Origin of the sequence: Amycolatopsis sp. GM8 (assembly GCF_021653975.1) — a bacterium.
Lineage (GTDB): Bacteria > Actinomycetota > Actinomycetes > Mycobacteriales > Pseudonocardiaceae > Amycolatopsis_E.
In genome coordinates, this window is sequence record NZ_JAJKFK010000003.1 from 208,664 (window position 1) to 226,312 (window position 17,649).

General features: G+C 68.9%; 21 protein-coding genes. 8 read left to right on the top strand and 13 right to left on the bottom strand.

The features are described from left to right. Positions 1–26: 26 nt before the first annotated feature. The 4 genes from LOZ83_RS14140 to LOZ83_RS14155 form a co-directional block, all read right to left on the bottom strand. Complete coding sequence (locus LOZ83_RS14140; protein WP_236790997.1) at positions 27–542, bottom strand: TlpA disulfide reductase family protein; 516 nt, start codon at positions 540–542, stop codon at positions 27–29. A 251-nt stretch (positions 543–793) separates the two neighbouring features. Then, complete coding sequence (locus LOZ83_RS14145; RefSeq protein WP_236790998.1) at positions 794–1,288, bottom strand: hypothetical protein; 495 nt, start codon at positions 1,286–1,288, stop codon at positions 794–796. Between the two features lie 36 nt (positions 1,289–1,324). Then, positions 1,325–2,125 (bottom strand): maleylpyruvate isomerase family mycothiol-dependent enzyme, encoded by an 801-nt coding sequence (locus LOZ83_RS14150; RefSeq protein ID WP_236790999.1) that lies wholly within the window; start codon positions 2,123–2,125, stop codon positions 1,325–1,327. Positions 2,126–2,129: 4 nt separating this feature from the next. Beyond that, entirely contained in the window at positions 2,130–2,750 is a 621-nt protein-coding gene (locus LOZ83_RS14155) for a TetR/AcrR family transcriptional regulator (protein ID WP_236791000.1), read from the bottom strand. A 145-nt stretch (positions 2,751–2,895) separates the two neighbouring features. Here LOZ83_RS14155 and LOZ83_RS14160 point away from each other — a divergent pair, with 145 nt between their 5' ends. Then, positions 2,896–3,666, top strand: a complete 771-nt coding sequence (locus LOZ83_RS14160; RefSeq protein ID WP_236791001.1) for a FadR/GntR family transcriptional regulator — start codon at positions 2,896–2,898, stop codon at positions 3,664–3,666. A gap of 1 nt (position 3,667) precedes the next feature. On the opposite strand, the gene LOZ83_RS14165 is transcribed toward LOZ83_RS14160, so the two are convergent. From LOZ83_RS14165 to LOZ83_RS14175, 3 genes are read right to left on the bottom strand one after another with little or no spacing between them, the layout of a single operon-like run. After that, positions 3,668–4,666, bottom strand: a complete 999-nt coding sequence (locus LOZ83_RS14165) for an amidohydrolase family protein (RefSeq protein ID WP_236791002.1) — start codon at positions 4,664–4,666, stop codon at positions 3,668–3,670. Next, positions 4,663–5,343 (bottom strand): 4-carboxy-4-hydroxy-2-oxoadipate aldolase/oxaloacetate decarboxylase, encoded by a 681-nt coding sequence (locus LOZ83_RS14170; RefSeq protein ID WP_236791004.1) that lies wholly within the window; start codon positions 5,341–5,343, stop codon positions 4,663–4,665. Before LOZ83_RS14170 ends, LOZ83_RS14165 begins: the two co-directional genes overlap by 4 nt. 1 nt (position 5,344) lies before the next feature. Continuing rightward, a complete protein-coding gene (locus LOZ83_RS14175; RefSeq protein ID WP_236791006.1) occupies positions 5,345–6,451 on the bottom strand; it encodes a zinc-binding dehydrogenase in 1,107 nt (368 codons plus the stop codon). Between the two features lie 46 nt (positions 6,452–6,497). Here LOZ83_RS14175 and LOZ83_RS14180 point away from each other — a divergent pair, with 46 nt between their 5' ends. Together LOZ83_RS14180 and LOZ83_RS14185 are read left to right on the top strand one after the other, a co-directional pair. Continuing rightward, positions 6,498–7,421 (top strand): hypothetical protein, encoded by a 924-nt coding sequence (locus LOZ83_RS14180; protein ID WP_236791008.1) that lies wholly within the window; start codon positions 6,498–6,500, stop codon positions 7,419–7,421. A gap of 11 nt (positions 7,422–7,432) precedes the next feature. Continuing rightward, positions 7,433–7,885, top strand: coding sequence for an RpiB/LacA/LacB family sugar-phosphate isomerase (locus LOZ83_RS14185; RefSeq protein ID WP_236791010.1), 453 nt, complete (start codon positions 7,433–7,435; stop codon positions 7,883–7,885). A gap of 5 nt (positions 7,886–7,890) precedes the next feature. Here LOZ83_RS14185 and LOZ83_RS14190 read toward each other — a convergent pair whose 3' ends face one another. The 6 genes from LOZ83_RS14190 to LOZ83_RS14215 form a co-directional block, all read right to left on the bottom strand. Further along, positions 7,891–8,736 carry an alpha/beta fold hydrolase gene (locus LOZ83_RS14190; protein ID WP_236791012.1) on the bottom strand — a complete coding sequence of 282 codons (846 nt, stop codon included), beginning with the start codon at positions 8,734–8,736 and terminating at the stop codon, positions 7,891–7,893. Next, entirely contained in the window at positions 8,733–9,554 is an 822-nt protein-coding gene (locus LOZ83_RS14195; protein ID WP_236791013.1) for a 3-methyl-2-oxobutanoate hydroxymethyltransferase, read from the bottom strand. The genes LOZ83_RS14190 and LOZ83_RS14195 overlap by 4 nt, the downstream gene beginning before the upstream one ends. Before the next feature lie 9 nt (positions 9,555–9,563). Beyond that, positions 9,564–10,061, bottom strand: coding sequence for a hypothetical protein (locus LOZ83_RS14200; RefSeq protein WP_236791014.1), 498 nt, complete (start codon positions 10,059–10,061; stop codon positions 9,564–9,566). Then, positions 10,058–11,344, bottom strand: coding sequence for an aromatic ring-hydroxylating dioxygenase subunit alpha (locus tag LOZ83_RS14205; protein WP_236791015.1), 1,287 nt, complete (start codon positions 11,342–11,344; stop codon positions 10,058–10,060). Before LOZ83_RS14205 ends, LOZ83_RS14200 begins: the two co-directional genes overlap by 4 nt. A 69-nt stretch (positions 11,345–11,413) precedes the next feature. After that, a complete protein-coding gene (locus LOZ83_RS14210; protein ID WP_236791016.1) occupies positions 11,414–12,646 on the bottom strand; it encodes an FAD-dependent oxidoreductase in 1,233 nt (410 codons plus the stop codon). Further along, complete coding sequence (locus LOZ83_RS14215; protein ID WP_236792080.1) at positions 12,643–12,957, bottom strand: 2Fe-2S iron-sulfur cluster-binding protein; 315 nt, start codon at positions 12,955–12,957, stop codon at positions 12,643–12,645. The genes LOZ83_RS14210 and LOZ83_RS14215 overlap by 4 nt, the downstream gene beginning before the upstream one ends. Positions 12,958–13,083: 126 nt before the next feature. Between LOZ83_RS14215 and LOZ83_RS14220 the strand changes: the two genes are divergently transcribed. The 5 genes from LOZ83_RS14220 to LOZ83_RS14240 all read left to right on the top strand — a co-directional run bounded on the left by LOZ83_RS14220 (position 13,084) and on the right by LOZ83_RS14240 (position 17,648). Then, positions 13,084–13,842, top strand: a complete 759-nt coding sequence (locus tag LOZ83_RS14220) for a 2,3-diphosphoglycerate-dependent phosphoglycerate mutase (protein ID WP_236791018.1) — start codon at positions 13,084–13,086, stop codon at positions 13,840–13,842. 128 nt (positions 13,843–13,970) lie between these two features. Next, positions 13,971–14,786: an ABC transporter ATP-binding protein gene (locus LOZ83_RS14225; RefSeq protein WP_236791020.1), complete on the top strand. Its 816-nt coding sequence runs from the start codon at positions 13,971–13,973 to the stop codon at positions 14,784–14,786. After that, on the top strand, positions 14,787–15,614 hold the full coding sequence (locus tag LOZ83_RS14230) for an ABC transporter permease (RefSeq protein ID WP_236791021.1): 828 nt from the start codon (positions 14,787–14,789) through the stop codon (positions 15,612–15,614). Positions 15,615–15,642: 28 nt separating this feature from the next. Next, entirely contained in the window at positions 15,643–16,605 is a 963-nt protein-coding gene (locus LOZ83_RS14235) for an ABC transporter substrate-binding protein (RefSeq protein WP_236791023.1), read from the top strand. 50 nt (positions 16,606–16,655) lie between these two features. Then, positions 16,656–17,648 carry a cupin domain-containing protein gene (locus tag LOZ83_RS14240; RefSeq protein WP_236791025.1) on the top strand — a complete coding sequence of 331 codons (993 nt, stop codon included), beginning with the start codon at positions 16,656–16,658 and terminating at the stop codon, positions 17,646–17,648. Position 17,649 lies beyond the last annotated feature (1 nt).

Genomic DNA, 17,649 nt, shown 5'->3' on the forward strand with positions numbered 1-17,649 from the left:
TGAGCGTCCATGCATGTTGGTGCAGGTCAAAGCTCGGCGAGCACGCGCTGAACGGCAGGCATCACGTCGGACGCGAGAATCTGCCCAAGGAACACCGCTGCGACACGCTGTTCTTTGTCGATAACTACGGTCGTCGGGGGTGCTATCAGGGGAATCCCGGGGAGGGAAAGTCCAACCCGGCCCGCGGGATCAAATATTGACGGATAATTCAGCTGAAAGTTGTAAATAAAATCTGCCGCCCGCGCACGATCGTCCCTGACGTCAATACCGACCACTTGAACGAGTTCACTTTTAGTATCGTCTGCCAGCTTGTTCAACTCATAGGTCTCGACACGACACGGCGGGCACCAGGAGCCCCACATGTTGAGAACAACAACCTTTCCCCTGAATTCCGCGACCGAGATTGTCTTGTCCTCATTGATTACCTCACTACCGGAAACGTCCTCGATCTCGACGCGCAGAGCTGGATCATAGAACTTCGGTCCATTTCCGTCTTGCACCGGTGCGTTATTACCGGTGGCACAGCCAGCGGCCATACCCATCACGGCAGTCAGGCAGCCAAGCAGCCAAGCAGTGCGGAGCGCCGTAATAGTGAAGTGTCCCGGACCGACATGTGCCTAATCGTACTACAGCGAACGGTCGTATTCGGACGCCAATCGGCGCATTGCGCGGGCGTTGGCTGGAGCGCAATACGTGTTGCGATGTCTTGCCGTAACCCGTGACCCACAACGCGCCGCGGGCACCGGCCGGGCCCGAGGTCCTCGACCTGCCGCGCTCGGTGTACTGAACCAGGTCAGCGGCCCGGGAAGATGACGCCCTGCGGCGGCGCCTGTCTGGCCCACAGGCTGACGATGCCCGCCGCGAGGCCGAGGAGCAGGCCGATCCACCACGGATCGTGGATGTTCAGGAAAACGTTCGTCACGATCCCGGCGACGACACCGACGTAGCAGCACGCGAGGCAGCCCGTCAGGAACTCGAACCGGTGCGCCCGGTCTCGTAGTTCGTAGACATAGCCGGGAACTCCGGCATTCTCGGGGCCGAGCGGCGACATCATCCAGCTGTGCCAGGCCCGGTCCAGATCGGCCCGTTCCTTGCGGCCCTCGAATCGGTAGCGGCCGACGAGGATGCGCAGCCAGGCCAGCACGGCGATGCCCACGATGATGCCGAGCACGCCGTTGACCTTCTCGTACAGAGCGAACAGGCACCAGCCGAGCCCGCCGCCGATCCCGATGGCCAGCGCGTTCGCGATCAGTTCACCGAGCAGCCGAACCGGTGTCGGTATTGTCATCGTGCCCCCAGCAGAACGGTCCCGCTCGATGGTAGGTCAGAATTCGACGCGGGCGTCCAAAACGGCGCCGGCGACAGCGGGATCGCCGGCGATGTCGAGCGCGGGTGGGCTGCCGCGCCCCGACAGACGCCAGAGGTAGTCGAGGGTCCCGATCCGGACGAGCGCGACCGATCCGGTGGCGCCCAGCGCCCATCGTCCCCCGGCCGGCCCGGTCAGCGCCAAGGTGATCGATGGTCCGGACCAGCTCCGGGCGAGGTCGGACACCACCTGCGCGACGACGCCACGGTCGTGCTCGCCGGTGACGAACGGCCGGTTCGTGGCGCGCGCGATTTCGAGCCGGTGCATCCAGGTGTCCCGATTGGACAGTACGTCGAACAGGTACGCGAAGCTCAGGTCCGGCAACGGTTCTTCGGGGAAGAACCGCGCGACGCTGCGCCGGCGGATGAACCCCGGGGAGCGCCGCCGCGCCCGCACCGCCTTCGGCCCGAAGCGCACGAGCAACCGCCGGAGCTCTTCGGGTGTCCGGTCGCCGTATTCGAGGATCTGCAAGGCATTGTGCGCGTCCAGCGCCGTACGGCCGGGGAACCGGCGGCGCGCCTGCCGCAGCTTGCCGGGGATCGTCCACGGCCGGGCCGACTCGACGTGCTGACCGGCCAGGTGCGCGACCAGGTCACGCACGATCCAGCCCGCGCTGGCGGTCGGCAGCTCCCACTCGTCGTCGGAAAGGCCGGCGAGCAACGCGTTGAGCGCGTCGACCTCGGCCAGGCCCTCGACGGCGGCCTCCCCCGGCGTCGGCCGTGCGATCGCAAGCGCCTCGGGCGCCCGGGTCTCGGGCATGGCTCTACTCCTCCTCTTCCGGCGCGAAGTACTGGACGAACATCGCAAAAGCCTGCGGCAGCAGTGAACTGAACCGGCCGTCCTCGTAGCGGGCACCGGGCTCGTTGGCCAACTGCTGGGTCAGCGCGCCGGACACCAGGATCGAGACGAGCGCGACGCCCTCGTCGGAGTCCGCCGTGGGGTGGAGCTCGCCGGCGGCGACCGCGTCCTTCAGGGTCGCCCGCACGATCCCGACCATCTCGACGCTGGGCCGGAACGCCGCCGCGGACGGGGCGAACTCCGGCACGGGCCGCCACGACAACAACTGTGCGACCACCGGGTTCGCCATCGCGAGCCGCCCCATCGCCTCGATCGCGGCGGCGAGGGCGGGCAGTCCGGGCGCACTCGCCCGCACCGCCGCGCCCACCGCATCCCGTTGCTGCTCCGCCCCCTCGCGGAACAGTTCGTCGTACACCGCGTGCAGGGATGCGAAGTGCTTGTAGAGCGACGGCTGCCGGATGCCGATCCGGCGGGCCACCTCGGACAGGCTGAGCCCGGCGACCCCGCGCTCGGCCATCACCTCGACGGCCGCGTCCAGGATCTCCCGCCGCGTGTCCACCCGCCGGCGCCGCTCGACGTTCGTCATTCCCCCGCCCCTCAGCTATAACCTATAGCCAAGCTAGAGGTTATAGCCACGCCGCACGCGACACAAGGGGTGTTTCCGCTCTCTTCGGCGAGCCGGGTGACGGCGGGTCGCGCGGAGACCAGTCCGGTGGTCTTATGATTGGTCCATGACGTCGCGAGAAACCACGCCCGCCAAGCCTGCCGCCAACCCGGACGACATGTACAGCCGGGTGACGATGGGCCGGGTCTCCGGGCTGATCGTGGACCAGATCCGGCTGCTCATCCGGGACGGCATGCTCAGCGCGGGCGACCGGCTGCCCTCGGAACGCGAGCTGGGCGAACGGTTCGGCGTCAGCAGGGTGACCGTCCGCGAAGCCCTGCGGGGACTCGAGGCGAACGGCCTGGTCACCATCCGGGTGGGCGCGCACGGCGGCGCGTTCGTGACCGCGCCGACGAGCGAGCGGGTCGGGGAAGGGATCACCGACCTGCTCACCTTGTCGGGCCTCAGTGCCGCCGAGGTGACCGAGGCGCGGCGGGTCTTCGAGATGGGGTACGTGCCGCTGGTCTGCGAGCGCGCCGACGACCAGGACATCGCCGACCTGCTGGAGATCTGCGACCGCGCCGAGGCGGCACTCGCCGAGGGCACGTACCCGGTGTCCCTGTCCGCCGAGTTCCACGTCCGGGTCGCGCGCGCCAGCCACAACGCGGCGATCGAGATGCTCGCGCAGTCCTTCCACGGGCCGATGGTGATGTCGCTGCAGCAGGCGCAGGACGAGGACCCGAAGGTCGGCGTGCTCGGCACGCAGGAGCACCGGCGGTTCGTGATGGCCGTCCGCAAGCGTGACGTCGCCGCCGCGGAGGCCGTGATGTCCAAGCACCTGGCGCGCACCGCCGCCCGCGTGAAGAAGTCCACGGCCGCCAAGAAAGGCCGCAAGTGAGTCACTGCCCGGCCAGGCGCGCGCCGAGCCGCGGATAGACCCGCCGGGCGTTGCCCTCGAAGATCTGCCGGGCCGTCGCGTCCGGCAGGTTCAGCGCGTCGAGATACCGCTTGGTGTCGTCCCAGTCGATCCCGGTCGCCGGGTCGGCGCCGCGCACCGCGCCGATCATCTCCGACGCGAACAGGATGTTGCGCGGGTCGATCACCTTCGCCAGCAAGTCGATTCCCGGCTGGTGGTAGACGCACGTGTCGAAGAAGACGTTCTTCATCACGTGCTCGTCCACCGGCGGGCGGCCGAGCCGTTCGGCCAGCCCGCGATAACGGCCCCAGTGGTACGGCACGGCGCCGCCGCCGTGCGGGATGACGAACCGCAGCCCGGGAAACCGGCCGAACAGATCACCCTGGATCAGCTGCATGAACACCGTGGTGTCGGCGTTGAGGTAGTGCGCGCCGAGCGCGTGGAAGTTCGGGTTGCACGAGGCCGAGACGTGGATCATGGCGGGCACGTCGAGCTCGATCATCGTTTCGTACAACGGGAACCAGTACTCGTCGGTGATCGGCTTCGCGGTCCAGTGCCCGCCGGACGGGTCGGGATTGAGGTTCAGCCCGACGAACCCCAGTTGCTCGACACAGCGCCGGAGTTCGGCGATCGAGTCCGCCAGCGTGCCGCCCGGTGTCTGGGGCAGCTGGCAGACAGCGGCGAAATGTTCCGGGAAAAGGCCGGTCACCCGGTGCACGAGATCGTTGCAGGCTCGCGCCCACACGCGTGCGACCGCCGGGTCGGCGACGTGGTGTTCCATGCCGGATGCCTTGGGCGAGAACACCATCAGGTCCCCGCCGCGCTCGCGCAGCACGCGCAATTGGTGGGGCTCGATGCTCTCGCGGATCTCGTCGTCACTGATCGCGGGCGCCGCGGGATCGAGCCCGGCGAGCTGGGCGTCGCGGAACTCCTGATGCGCCTTGGGGGTTGTCGTGTAGTGGCCGTGGCAGTCGATGATCACGCTTGCTCCACGTAGCGAAGGCCCTTTGCCGCCAGCCGGTCCCGCATTCCGTGCACGTCGAGGCTCAGCTCACCGGCCGCGTACCGCTCGCGCGTCGTGGCCTCGCGTGCCTCTCGCGCCTCGGCGGCGGTCAGCACCTCACCGGCTTTCTCGCGCGGGACCACGACCACGCCGTCGTCGTCGGCCACGATCACATCAGCCGGATTGACCACGCGGCCCGCGCACACAACGGGGACGTTGACGCTGCCGAGCGTCTCCTTCACCGTGCCGGTGGCCGACACACACGTGGCCCACACCGGGAACGCCATCGCCCGCAACTGCGCGATATCGCGGCAACCCGCATCGATCACGAGACCGCGCACGCCGCGCGCTTTCGCCGACGTGGCAAGGAGATCCCCGAAGTACCCGGCGTCGGACGGTGACGTCGGCGCGACCACGAGGACGTCGCCCGGCTGGCATTCTTCCAGCGCCACATGGATCATCCAGTTGTCGGCGGGCGGCACGCTGACGGTCACCGCGCTGCCGGAGATGTGCGCGCCCGGCCAGATCGGCGAGATGGTCGCCGCGAGCAGGCCGGTGCGTCCCTGTGCCTCATGGATCGTGGCGACGCCGTACTTACCCAGTGCGTCGGTTTCGGCCTGCCCGGCCCGATCAATGTTCCGCACGACGATTCCCATGTCAGCTCCAGGGCAGCAGGGACACGTGGACGACCCCGTCGCCCTCGCCGCCGACCGACCGGATCGCCTTGTCCACATCGTTCAGGCCGAAGGCATGCGTGGTCAGCAGTTCCAGCGGGAACCGCCGGGATTCCAGCTGTGCCACGGCCAGCTCGCACGACCGGTAGCTGTGCCCCCGGGCGCTCTTGATCGTGATCGCCTTCTCGGTGACCGTCTTGACCGGGAAATCCGGGAAGGCCGCCAGCTCGCCCTGGATCACGAGTGTGCCCGCGCGGCGTTTGAGCGCGGCGATGCCGAGCAGCACCGGGGCGGTGCCCGCGCCCGCGGTGCAGTCGAGCACCACGTCGACCCCCTTGCCGCCGGTGATCTCGCGGACGCGGTCGAGCGGGTCCTCGGCGTTGATGTCGATCACGTGATCAGCGCCGAGTGTCTTGGCCAGCGCGAGGCGGGCGGCATCGCGCGCGGTGCCGGTCACGATGATCAGCGAGGCACCGGCCTGCTTCGCGGCGACCGTCTGGGCGAGCCCTTGCTGACCCGGCCCTTGGATCAGCACCGTCGAGTCGTAGCCGACCCCGCCGTCGAACAGTGTCCACTCGATACCGTTGGACAGCGGGGTCACGATTCCTGCCAGCTCCGGCGAAACACTGTCGGGCACCCGGTGCAGCACCGCATTCCAGGGCAGGTACAGGTATTGCGCGAACCCGCCCCACAGGTGGTACGGGTTGTCCGCCGAGGTGTAGCCGTACCGGCGCGCGTCCGCGTTGGTGCGCCAGTCGGTGGCTTCGCAGTGCCGGTACTCCCCCAGATGGCACCATTCGCAGCGGTGGCACGGCACGTAGTGCTCGACGAACACCCGGTCGCCCTCGGCGAAACCCTGCCGCGCGGCGAACTCGCGGCCCGCCTTCGCGATCACCCCGACGTTCTCGTGGCCCATGATGACGGGCCCCTCGATCATCGGCTTCGCGTACATCTTCACGTCGGTGCCGCAGATGCCGGCGACCTCAACCTTCAGCAGCGCGCCGTCCTCGGGGATGTCGGGCATCGGGTATTCGCGGAACTCGGTCCGGCCGGGACCCGTTCGCACCGCGGTCAGCACCTGCTCTGCCACGTCGCAGCCTCCCTTAATGGTCTGATGTTATGCTATCATACCGATCATGGGGCAACGACGGCTCAAGACGGTGACCCGGACCCAGGGCAACAACGCGGCACTCAAGGACGGCACGGTCACCCCGGCCGGCCTGGCGTTCGACTTCGAGGAAGTTCCCGTGCTGGTCCAGGCTTTCCGCCGGATGGTCCGCGAGCTGGAGTTCGACGTCTGCGAGATGGCGTTCACGACGTACCTCGCCGCCAAGGCACACGGAAAGCGCTTCACCGCACTGCCGGTCTTCCTCGTACGCGACTTCCACCACCGCGCGATCCAGGTCAATACCGGTGCGGGCATCGCTCATCCCAAGGATCTCGAAGGGCGCCGCGTCGGGGTCAACCGCGGCTACACGGTGACCACCGGCGTATGGGCGCGCGGCATCCTGGCGCAGGAGTACGACGTGGACCTCGATGCCGTCATCTGGGGTCGGTCCGGTGACGAGCATGTCGCGGAGTACCGGCCGCCGGCCAATGTCGTTTCGCTGCCACCGGAGGAAAATCTCGCGGATCTGCCCGCCGTGATCGGTGCCGGTCTCGACCGCCCGGACGTCGGCCCTCTGATCCCCGACCCGGACGAGGCGGGCTTCGCGGCGTTGCGCTCGCGCGGTCACTACCCGATCAACCATCTGGTGGTCGTGAAGGACGAGATCTTGGACGACGACCCGGGTATCGCGGTGGCCGTGTTCGACGCGTTCGCCGAAGCCAAGAACCGTTACGTGGCAACGCTTCCCACGCTCACCGAGGCGGGCGCCACCGATCGGCGATACCAGCGGGTGCTGGCCGAGACCGGTTCGGATCCGCTGCCGTACGGGATCGAGCCGAACCGGCCGATGATCGAGGAACTCATCGATCACGCCGTCCGCCAGCACATCCTCGGCGAGCGGCCGCCGCTGGAGTCCCTGTTCGCGGCGAAAACCCTCGACCTCACGGCCTGAAAGGACACGCCATGCGGTTCGCCATCGCCGCCGACCACAATGGAGTCTCACTGAAGACCCGCCTGACCGCGTGGCTGACCGATCGCGGCCACGAGGTCGACGACCGCGGCTCGCACAGCGAGACCGAGGTGGTGGACTACCCGCCGCTGTGCGCCGACGTGTGCGAGCAGGTCACCGGCGGGCACGCGCGGTTCGGGCTCGTCGTCGGCGGCAGCGGGAGCGGCGAGGCGATCGCCTGCAACAAGATCCGCGGCATCCGGGCGGCGTTGTGCGACTCGGTTTTCCTCGCCGAGATCGCCCGGGGGAACAACGACGCCAACGTGCTCGTCATCGGCGCGAAGGTCGTGGAACCCGGGCTCGCCGAAGAAATCCTGGACAAGTGGCTCGGCATGGAGTTCCGGGGCGGCCGCCACCAGCGGCGCGTCGAGCAGATCATGGCGCTGGAACGAGGCGAGCGGATCTGACCTCGTCATCCGCCGAGAAACTCCAACACCTTCGCCGGCGCTGTCGTTTCGGTCTGCGCGGCGACCGGGACATCCCAGTATTCGGCCAGCGGCAGGCATTCCTGGAGATAGCGGGCGGCGGACGGGGCGTGTGAGGTGTCCTCCCCCGGCACGATCAACGCCGGAATGTCCAGTCGCAGCAGGTCTTCCGGTTCGGGGCCGGGCACCGTGTCGCGGTCGAACAACGTCCGCGCCATGCCCGTGACGAGGACCCGGTACCGTTCGGCGTCCCCGTCCGCGTAGGCCTTGGCGAACTCCGGGTCGGTGCGGATGACCGTCACCCACGGGCCCACCCTCGGGTCCTTCGAGAAATCGCTGTCACCGCTCAGTGCGAGCTCGATGACACCCTGAAGTCCGTTCTCCCGCACGAAAGCCAGGTGCCGCGCGAACCGGTCGTGTTGCGTCATCCGGTATTTCACCCCACCCGCCGGGGAGAACAGGACCATGCGGGACACCCGTCCGGGATACGACACCGCGAACTGCGCGACCACCGAGCAGCCGACGCAGCCGCCGATCAGGTTCGCGCGCTCGATGCCCAGGTGGTCGAGCAGCCCCAACGCCTGCCGGGCATAGTCGGCCCATGTGACGCGTTCGAGACGGCCGCCAGACGACCCGGCCTCCCGCCGGTCGAACCTGATGCAGGTGAAGCGTTCGGCGAGATGCGCCAGCAGGTTCGTGCGGCGGTAGATGCCGTGGGTGCGCCAGTTCTCGAGTTTCGCGTTGAATCCGCCCGGCGAGCACATCAGCAGCGGCGGGCCGGAACCGTCCACTTCGTACCGGGTGCTGATACCGTCCACAATGGCCAGGCTCACGATCGGAGGCCGCCCTTGATCTGCCGCGCCGCCCGGACATCCGTGGCATACCCGGAGATCGCGTCGTGGGCGATGCGCGCGACGTTGGCGTAGGTCTCGTGCGGGTGGTCCAGCTCGTCCGCGTCGTACCCGATCGCGGCGCTCGCGAGGCGCATCCGGCCGTCCAGCCACGGCCCGCCACCGTGCCCGCCGAGCACGGGGATCGATACCGCGCGCGCCACCTCGGGGCCCGCGACCGGACCGGAGTTGGTGAAGTTCAGGAGCGCCGCACCGGCCGCCTCAAGCCGCTTCGCTCGTGCGACAAGCTCCTCGGTCAGCTCCGCCGGGACTTCCGTGCCCGGCTCCGGCGTCGCGCGGTAGGCGACGCCGTGGCGCAACGCGGTCTGCGGGGTGAGCCCGAACTGCGCGAAGACCGGAATCCCGGCACGATCGACGGCGGCGACCGCTTCCGGGTAGTCGGCCGCCCCGTCGAGCTTCACCAGATCCACGCCGGCCTCCTTCACCAGGCGGATCGCGGCCCGCACCGCCGCGTCCGGGCCTTCCTGCAACGGCCCGAACGGGAAGTCACAGCTGACCAGGGCCCGCCGTACCCCACGGCGGACCGCCTGGCACACGGTGATCATCTGGTCCATCGTCACCGCCAGCGGGTTCGGCTGGCCCCAGAGGTTCTTGCCGACGGTGTCCCCCACCGACACCAGGTCCACGCCGGCGCGGTCGGCGATCCGGGCCAGCTGGTAGTCCCACACGACCAGGCCGACGATCTTGCGGCCCTCGTCCTTCATCGCCCGCAACCCGGGCAGCGTCAGTTTCTCTTCCATGCCAGCCTTTCACGCGCGCAGCGCGGTGAGCACCTCGGTCACGTCGGTCTCGTCGTGGGTCACCATGAGCACGCGGGCGTACGGCCGCAGCGCGCCCAGCGCCTCCCGCCCGTCGCCGATGATCAGCCCCGCGGTCATGATTCCCCTGACCGCGCAAGCATTTCCGATCGCCGCGGCCGCGTGTGCGTCGCCCGCGCCGGTCGCGATCATCACCACCACATCGGCCGCCGCGAGCTGCTCGGCGAGCCCGGACGACACGCCGTCGAGGGTGCACAGCGTGAGCGAGCCGTTCCCGTTCCCCGAATGCGCCGGGAGCGTGAAGAACCGGGCGGCGTGCCACGGCTGCCCGGCGACCCGGCGGACGACCTCGTTCGCCGCCTGATCCAGGGCGATGACCCGGGCGCCTTCGCGGCCGCGAATCGGCGCGTCGATGCGGAACCGGGCCTCCTCGGCCGACGCCGCCATCGCGCAGCTGTTGAGCAGGATCTGCCGCATCCGGGTGCTCACACCGTGCTCTGCGGGACGCCGGGCGTCGCGGTCAGCGCGTCACGGCTGGCCTCGATGAACGAGTCCTCCCGCGGCAGCACGACCGCGGCCGAGCGGACCCGGTGGTGCGCCGGGTCGACCCCGGGCGGCGTGGTGCCGTCCTCGGCCAGCGCGAGCGCGGCCTTGCGCAGCTTCTGCCGCGCCTTGATGATGCCGGTGTCCGCCGACACGAGCCGTTCCTTGCGACGGTCGACGATCGGGCCCATGCTCTCCTGCAGCGACGCGTCCTGCATCGCGATGCCCCGAACACCCGAGTAGTTCTCGTTGGCGCGCTGGGAATCCCGGTCCATCAGGTAGTCGTTGTCCTTGTTCGCCTTCGGCCGGTAGGTGCCGGGAATGTTATCGCTGTGCACCCCGTGCCCGTCGCGCATCGCCTGTACCTCGGTCGCCGTCAGCGCCCGCACCGGGTGGTAGTCGAACGAGTAGGCCCAGCAGTTGTGGTCGTCGATCGGGATCCAGAAATGGCCGTGCAACGGGTGATCGCCGCGCGGCGGGACCATCGTGAAGCTCGGCAGCACCCACGGCGTGATGCGCCAGTAGTACTTGCCGTCGTCGGCGTTGCGCCGGGCGCCGACGAACAGCCCACCGTCGGACTCGGCGACCTCGAAGAACGGCTTGAGATCCTTCATGTTGTACTCGTTGCCCTTGGCGCCCTTGAACAACGGGTCGGACCGGAGGCCGCCGGAGTGCAGGAACGTCACGTGGCTCGAGTCGATGCCGCCTTCGAACGCCTGCAGCCAGTTGCATTCCTGCCACCGCTTGGACGTGTACGTCTGCTCGGCGGGCACCTGCGCGAACTCGAACTCCGGCAGCGGTGGCTTCTTCGCCGGGTCCCCCAGGTAGGTCCACAGCACGTCACCGATCTTCACCAGCGGGTACGCGGTCAGCTTGACGTTGGCGCAGAAGTTGCTGTTGTCCGGTTCGGACGGTACCTCGACGCATTGCCCGGTCACGTCGTACTTCCAGCCGTGGTAGGCACACCGCAGGCCCGACTCCTCGTTGCGGCCGAACCACAGCGAGACCCCGCGATGCGCGCAGAACTCGTCGATCAGGCCGTACCGGCCGTCGGAGTCGCGGAAGGCGATGAGACGCTCGGACAGCAGCTTCAGCCGGACCGGCGGGCTGTCGTTCTCGGGCAGTTCCTCCGCGAGCATCGCCGGGATCCAGTACTGGCGGAACAGGTTGCCCATCGGTGTGCCCGGCCCGGTCCGCGTCAGCAGCTCGTTGATCTCCTGTTTAAGCACCGTCCACCTCTCGTCGCCACACCCAACAGCGAACTAATAGTAAGACCATTGGACCCTAGTTGGCCAGCGTCAGCCGCTGCGTGAGACGAGCGTCTTCAGCGGCACCGCGGTGTCCAGCGCGCGCTCCGGCGCGATCGACACGCCCTGCGCGAGTGCCTTGCGCACGGCCAGATAGTCGGCCGCGTTGTTCACCGCGTCGACCGCCACCAGCGCGCCGTCCCGGTAGTACAGCACGGAGAACCGCTCGCTCGACGGGTCGCCGCGGACCACGTGGTCGTCGTGCCCCGCACCGAGTCCGGCGATCTGCAGCTTGAGGTCGTACTGGTCGGACCAGAACCACGGCACGGCGCGGTAGCTTTCCGGGCGCCCCAGCAGGGACGCGGCCGCCACCTTGGCCTGGCCGATGGCGTGCTGCACCGATTCGAGCCGCACCCGGCGCCGACCGGTCGCCGGGTCCGGCGACACCGTGCAGTCCCCGGCGGCGACCACGCCGGGCTCGCTCGTGCGCGCGAACTCGTCGACCACGATGCCGCCGTCACAGTCGAGGCCCAGCTGTGCGGCCAGCTCCGTCCTCGGCTCGATGCCGACCCCGGCGAGCACCAGATCGGCGGGCAGCCGGGTGCCGTCGGACAGCTCCACCGCACGCACGAGGCCCTCTTCCGCGGCGAACCCGGCCACGCCCACGCCCAGCCGGATTCCGGTGCCGCGCCGCAGATGCGCCTGCCGGTAGCACTCGGACACCACCGGCGAGACGACCCGCGCCATCAACCGGTCCGCGACCTCGATGACGGTGACGGTCTTGCCGAGCGAGCGGGCGACGGCGGCCGCTTCCAGGCCGATGAACCCGCCGCCGACGACGACCACGTTCCCGACCGACGCCAGGCGCTCTCGCAGGGAAACGGCGTCGTCGAGGTCGCGCAAGTAGCACACGCCGTCGAGGTCCGCGCCCGGCACCGCGAGCCGCCGCGCCCGGGCCCCCACGGTCAGCGCGAGCCGGTCGAACGGCAGCGAGCGACCGCGGTCGGTGATCGCGGAGCCCGGGCGCAGCCGCAGCTGTTCGACCCGTTCTCCGCTGAGCACCGTGATATCCCGGTCCGCGTAGAACGCCGGGGTGCGGAACGCCAGCGACGCGAGATCCGCTGTGCCCGCCAGGAAAGCCTTCGACAACGGCGGCCGCTGGTACGGCGGATGCGTCTCGGCGCCGATCATGGTGATGGGCCCGGTGTCGCCGCCTTCGCGCAGCGAAACCGCCACCTGCACCCCGGCCTGGCTCGCGCCGACGATCAGCGTCCCGCCGCTCACGGCTGCACCGGCGGGATGTCGACGGTCAGGCCGTCGAGCTCCTCGGTCAGCTCGATCTGGCAGGACAGCCGGCTGCCGGTGCGGCGCTCGGTGACCGCGAGATCGAGCAGATCCTCTTCCAGGTCCCCGGGTTCACCGAGCCGCGCCAGCAGATCGTCGCGGACGTAGACGTGACAGGTGGCGCAGCTGGCGTTGCCACCGCATTCGCCCACGATGCCGGGGACGCCGTGCCGCACCGCGGTCGCCATGGCCGACTCGCCGGCCACCGCGTCGACGACATGCCGTTCGCCGTCGGGGGAAACGTAGACCACTTTCGGCAAGGCGCCCTCCGCTCGCTCCGGCCCGCCATTGGTTAGTCCATTATACCTTCAATGAAGCTCGCCGGGCTAGACTCCCCTATGGTGTTACCATTAGGCCGCCACGCAAGGAAGTGATCGATGTCGCCGAAGGACTCCCGGGCACTCGTGCTCCTTCGCCACGGGCAGAGCACCGCCAACGCCGGCGACCGGTTCGGGGGCTGGCTCGACTTCGCCCTCACCGACCGCGGCCGCCACGAGGCCGCGCACGCCGGAAAACTCCTCGCCGCACAGGATCTGGTGCCTGGCGTCGTGCACACGTCGCTGTTGTCCCGGGCCGTCGAGACGGCCGTCCTCGCGATGGCCACGCTCGGGTCACCGCTGCACATCCGGCGCAGCTGGCGGCTCAACGAGCGGCACTACGGCCGCCTGCAGGGCCGGTCCCGCAAGGACATCCGCGCCGAGTTCGGCGACGAGGCGTTCGCCCGGTGGCGGCGGTCCTACGAGCACGCCCCACCCGCGCTGGCGGCCGACGACCCGGACCATCCCCGGTTCGATCCGCGGTACTCGGCGGTGCCCGCCGGGGAACTGCCCGGCAGCGAGTCCCTCGCCGATGTGCGAGTACGGCTGGTGCCGTACTGGCAGGAATCGATCGTGCCCGATCTCGCCGCGGGCCGCGTGCCACTCGTGGTGGCACACGGCAACTCCCTGCGCGCCCTGTGCATGCACCTCGACGGGCTCACGCCCGAGGAGGTCACGGAGCTGAACATCCCGACCGGCGTGCCGTTGCACTACGAGCTGGACCACGACCTCCGCCCGCTCGTGCGCGGCGGCAGGTATCTCGATCCCGCACTGGCGGCCGAAGGCGTGGCCGAGGTGCTCGCGCAGGGCCGGCCATGATCGCGGCGCGACCGCATCGCGTTTCGGGCGGTATCCGCCGAATTCCCTCGATGTATTTCGCTTTTCCCGGCGCGGATTCGCCGACGCGGGCATTGCATGGTCTGACAGCAGACCCTTAGACTCCGGCCATGCCTCATCGTCGAGCGACCGGGTCCGCGCATCTGGAAGCGGCCGGGGTGTGCATCGAATACCGCGACTCGGGCCATGCCCGCGATCCCGCCGTCGAGGGCGTCGATCTCACGGTTTCCCGCGGCGACTTCGTCTGCATCGTCGGCCCTTCCGGCTGCGGCAAGACGACGTTTCTCAATGCCGTGGCCGGTTTCCTGCCGGTCAGTGCCGGCAGCCTCACCCTCGACGGGCGGGACATCCCGGGGCCGGGGCCCGATCGCGCGATGGTGTTCCAGCACGCGAGCCTGCTGCCGTGGCGGACCGTGCTGGACAACGTCACGTACGGCCTGGAACTGGCCAAGTCGATGAAACGGGCGCAGGCGCGGGACCGGGCCAGGGAACTGCTGGAACTCGTCGGGCTGGCCGGGGTGGCGAACCAGCATCCCGGGCAGCTGTCCGGCGGCATGCAGCAGCGGGTCAACCTGGCCAGGGCGCTCGCCGTCGAGCCGGAACTGCTGCTGCTCGACGAGCCGTTCGCGTCGATCGACGCGCAGACCCGCGAGGTGATGCAGAGCGAATTGCTGCGGATCTGCGCCGCCCGCGACGTGACCGCCCTGTTCGTCACGCACGACATCACCGAGGCGGCGTTCCTCGCCGACCGCGTGTGCGTGTTCAGTCCACGGCCGGGCCGCATCATCCGGGAGGTGCCGATCCCGTTGCCGCGCCCGCGGGAACAGCGAATCCGGCGGCTGCCCGAATTCCTCGCGCTCGTCGACGAAATCTCCGACGCGCTCTACGGCGCGGCCACGCCGGTCGCGAACGGAGGTTCCCGCTAGATGGCTCTGACCACTGATGTGCAGGCACCTTCGGCAGGCACAACGAAACCCGCCCCGAAACGGCGCTACCGGCCGAGCGCGAAATACGTCTACGGCACCATCGCGGTCCTGGTGGCGCTGGCCCTCTGGGAGATCATCGCGGTGCTGCGCCTGCGGCCCGCGATCGTGCTGCCCGGGCCCGGCGACGTGCTCACCGCGTTCGAGCATCTGTTCAGTACCAACGAGATCTGGACCGACCTCGGCACCAGCGGCAGCGAGCTGTTGTTCGGCCTGCTGCTCGCCGCCGTGGTGGGGCTGCCGCTCGGGATCCTCATCGGGTGGTACCGGCGACTGTCCTATGTGTTCAACCCGTTCATCACTTTCCTTTACGCCACACCGCGGATCGCACTGACCCCACTGCTGATCATCTGGCTCGGCATCGGCAGCACGTCGAAGACCGCGATCGTCTTCCTGATGGCCGTGTTCCCGATCCTGATCAACACGGCCACCGGGATGCAGAGCCTCGACCCCGCGATCGTGCGGGTGGCCCGCTGTTTCGGCGGCCGGGACCTGCAGATCTTCCGCACCATCGCGTTGCCGGCCACCGTCCCGTTCGTGCTGAGCGGCCTGCGGCTGGCCGTCGGGCAGGCACTGATCGGCGTGTTCGTCGCCGAGCTCAGCGGCGCCCAGTCCGGCGTCGGGATGATGATGAACAACGCGGGCCAGCAGTTCCAGACCTCGGTCGTGTTCGCCGGGCTGTTCATCTTCGCCCTGACCGGGGTCCTGCTCAACGCGCTTCTCCGCCGGGTCGAACGGCATTTCGACTCCTGGCGCCACCCCACGCACTGAAGGCCGACACCGGCCGGGAGGAACAACGATGTTCACAGCCAAGTCGCGTACGAGAATGCTCGCCGTCGCGGCGGCCACCTGCCTGCTCGCGGCCTGCGCGCCCGGCGGTGGTTCGGGCGGCGACGCCAACACGCTCACCGTCAGCTACAGCCAGGTGGTCGCCGACGAGCTGCCGCTGTGGATCGCCGTCGATTCCGGGCTGTTCGCCAAGCAGGGACTCGACGTCAAGCTGACGAGCCTGAGCGGATCGGACGGTTTTCCCGCGCTCGTCTCGGGACAGACCCAGCTGGCCTCGATCGGCGCGTCGGAAATCGTGTCCGGTGCGGGATCCGGCGCCGACGTCAGCTATCTCGCCGCCCTGACGCCCGTCTTCCCGTACGAGCTCTACGCCAAGGTCCCGGATGGCGCGGGCCTGAAGGGCAAACGCATCGGGATCACGAGCCTCAGCGGGTCGCTCTACGTCGCGACGCTGTCCGCGCTCAAACAGCTCGGCCTCTCCCCCGGCGACGTGCAGCTGATCACCCTGGGCTCGGTCACCAACCTCAACAACGCGCTGGTCGCCGGCAGTATCGACGCGGCGCTGTCGCATCCGCCCGCGTCGGCGCAGATCGAGGCCGCCGGGTATCACGTGCTGCTCGACCTGGCGAAGCAGAACATCCCGACCTCGAACGTCGGCATCGCCGCGATGAAGTCGTACGTCTCGGGCCACGGCGACCAGATCAAGCGATTCATGGCGGCCCTGCAGGAGGCCATCACCCGGGAGAAGACCGACGAGGCGTACTCGGTCAAGGAACTCGGGGACCACCTGAAGGTCGACGACCAGAAGGCGTTGCAGGAGACCTGGCGCTACTACGCGCAGGAGGTGCTGCCCGACGTGCCCACGCCGTCCGTGGCCCAGCTGCAGACGTCGAAGGACGCGCTCGGCAAGACACCCGGAGTGTCCGATTTGGACCTGAGCAAAATCGTCGACACCTCGTTCGTCGCACGCTAGGTTTAAATGATAAAATGGTCTTACCATTAGGTCGCGACTTGGGAGGATTCATGGGTAGCAAGGGGCGCGTGTTCGTCCGTGGCCTGACCTCGGAAACCTACGGCCTGGGAGAGTTCCGGCAGCAGCAGCTCGCCGCCGCCCGCGTGCGCGACGACTCGGTCGTCGTCGACGACGCGAAGGTGGCGCATTCCGGCGACAGCGAGAAGTCCCGCACCTGGTGGCGGATCGGCCCCGGCGACCCCGACTTCCTCACCCAGACCATCCAGGTCCACTTCGTGGAGCTGCCGCCGCGGTCGAGCAACCACGGGCACGGCCACCAGAACGAGGCCGCGTTCTACATCCTCGAAGGCCGCGGCTACGAGATCCACGACGACCAGCGCTACGACTGGGCCAAGGACGACCTGGTGTTCGTGCACACCGATTCCGTACACCGGCACTTCAACCCCTACGACGAGCGCGCGCTCGCGCTCGTGGTGAAAGCCAAGTGCACCTGGATGTTCATGGGCCTGATCCAGCAGGGCCGGTCCGGCCCGATCGAGCGGCCGGACGAGTTCGGCCCGCGCGAGGACTGGTCGCGGATCTGGACCCCCGGCGTGCTCGACCGCAAGAAGGTGATCTCCCCGGCCGACACGGCCTGGGAGGACACCCCGCTGGGGCGGGTGCGCGTGCTGTCCTCGCCGGCGCGCACCGACGCGCGCATCTTCAGCGTCGATGCGTTCGAGCTGGACATCCCCGCGGGCGGGCGGTCCGGCAAGTACTGGAAGATGGCCGACGAGGTGCTCTACGTCCTCGACGGTGGCGGATACGCGCTGCAGTGGGAAGTCGAGGCCGAGATCGCGGAGAAGTACTACGCCCGCGTCGCGCTCGAACCCAAGCGTTACGAACTCACCAAGGGCGACACGCTTTACGTGCCGCAGAACCACATCTGCCAGCTGTTCGCCGCCGACGGCACCCCGCTGCGGCTGCTTTCGGCGCAGAACCGGGTGTTCAAGCACCTCGGCTACGACACCGTGCACTTCTTCGAGCCCGCCGCCGCGCACTGAA

Excerpts from the sequence above, each read along its gene's own strand:
- LOZ83_RS14195 (WP_236791013.1), bottom strand. The coding sequence starts at position 9,554 with ATGGAAGAGAAACTGACGCTGCCCGGGTTGCGGGCGATGAAGGACGAG.
- LOZ83_RS14240 (WP_236791025.1), top strand. The coding sequence starts at position 16,656 with ATGGGTAGCAAGGGGCGCGTGTTCGTCCGTGGCCTGACCTCGGAAACC.
- LOZ83_RS14235 (WP_236791023.1), top strand. The coding sequence starts at position 15,643 with ATGTTCACAGCCAAGTCGCGTACGAGAATGCTCGCCGTCGCGGCGGCC.
- LOZ83_RS14145 (WP_236790998.1), bottom strand. The coding sequence starts at position 1,288 with ATGACAATACCGACACCGGTTCGGCTGCTCGGTGAACTGATCGCGAAC.
- LOZ83_RS14225 (WP_236791020.1), top strand. The coding sequence starts at position 13,971 with ATGCCTCATCGTCGAGCGACCGGGTCCGCGCATCTGGAAGCGGCCGGG.
- LOZ83_RS14150 (WP_236790999.1), bottom strand. The coding sequence starts at position 2,125 with ATGCCCGAGACCCGGGCGCCCGAGGCGCTTGCGATCGCACGGCCGACG.
- LOZ83_RS14220 (WP_236791018.1), top strand. The coding sequence starts at position 13,084 with ATGTCGCCGAAGGACTCCCGGGCACTCGTGCTCCTTCGCCACGGGCAG.
- LOZ83_RS14140 (WP_236790997.1), bottom strand. The coding sequence starts at position 542 with ATGGGTATGGCCGCTGGCTGTGCCACCGGTAATAACGCACCGGTGCAA.
- LOZ83_RS14160 (WP_236791001.1), top strand. The coding sequence starts at position 2,896 with ATGACGTCGCGAGAAACCACGCCCGCCAAGCCTGCCGCCAACCCGGAC.
- LOZ83_RS14180 (WP_236791008.1), top strand. The coding sequence starts at position 6,498 with ATGGGGCAACGACGGCTCAAGACGGTGACCCGGACCCAGGGCAACAAC.
- LOZ83_RS14155 (WP_236791000.1), bottom strand. The coding sequence starts at position 2,750 with ATGACGAACGTCGAGCGGCGCCGGCGGGTGGACACGCGGCGGGAGATC.
- LOZ83_RS14185 (WP_236791010.1), top strand. The coding sequence starts at position 7,433 with ATGCGGTTCGCCATCGCCGCCGACCACAATGGAGTCTCACTGAAGACC.
- LOZ83_RS14170 (WP_236791004.1), bottom strand. The coding sequence starts at position 5,343 with ATGGGAATCGTCGTGCGGAACATTGATCGGGCCGGGCAGGCCGAAACC.
- LOZ83_RS14230 (WP_236791021.1), top strand. The coding sequence starts at position 14,787 with ATGGCTCTGACCACTGATGTGCAGGCACCTTCGGCAGGCACAACGAAA.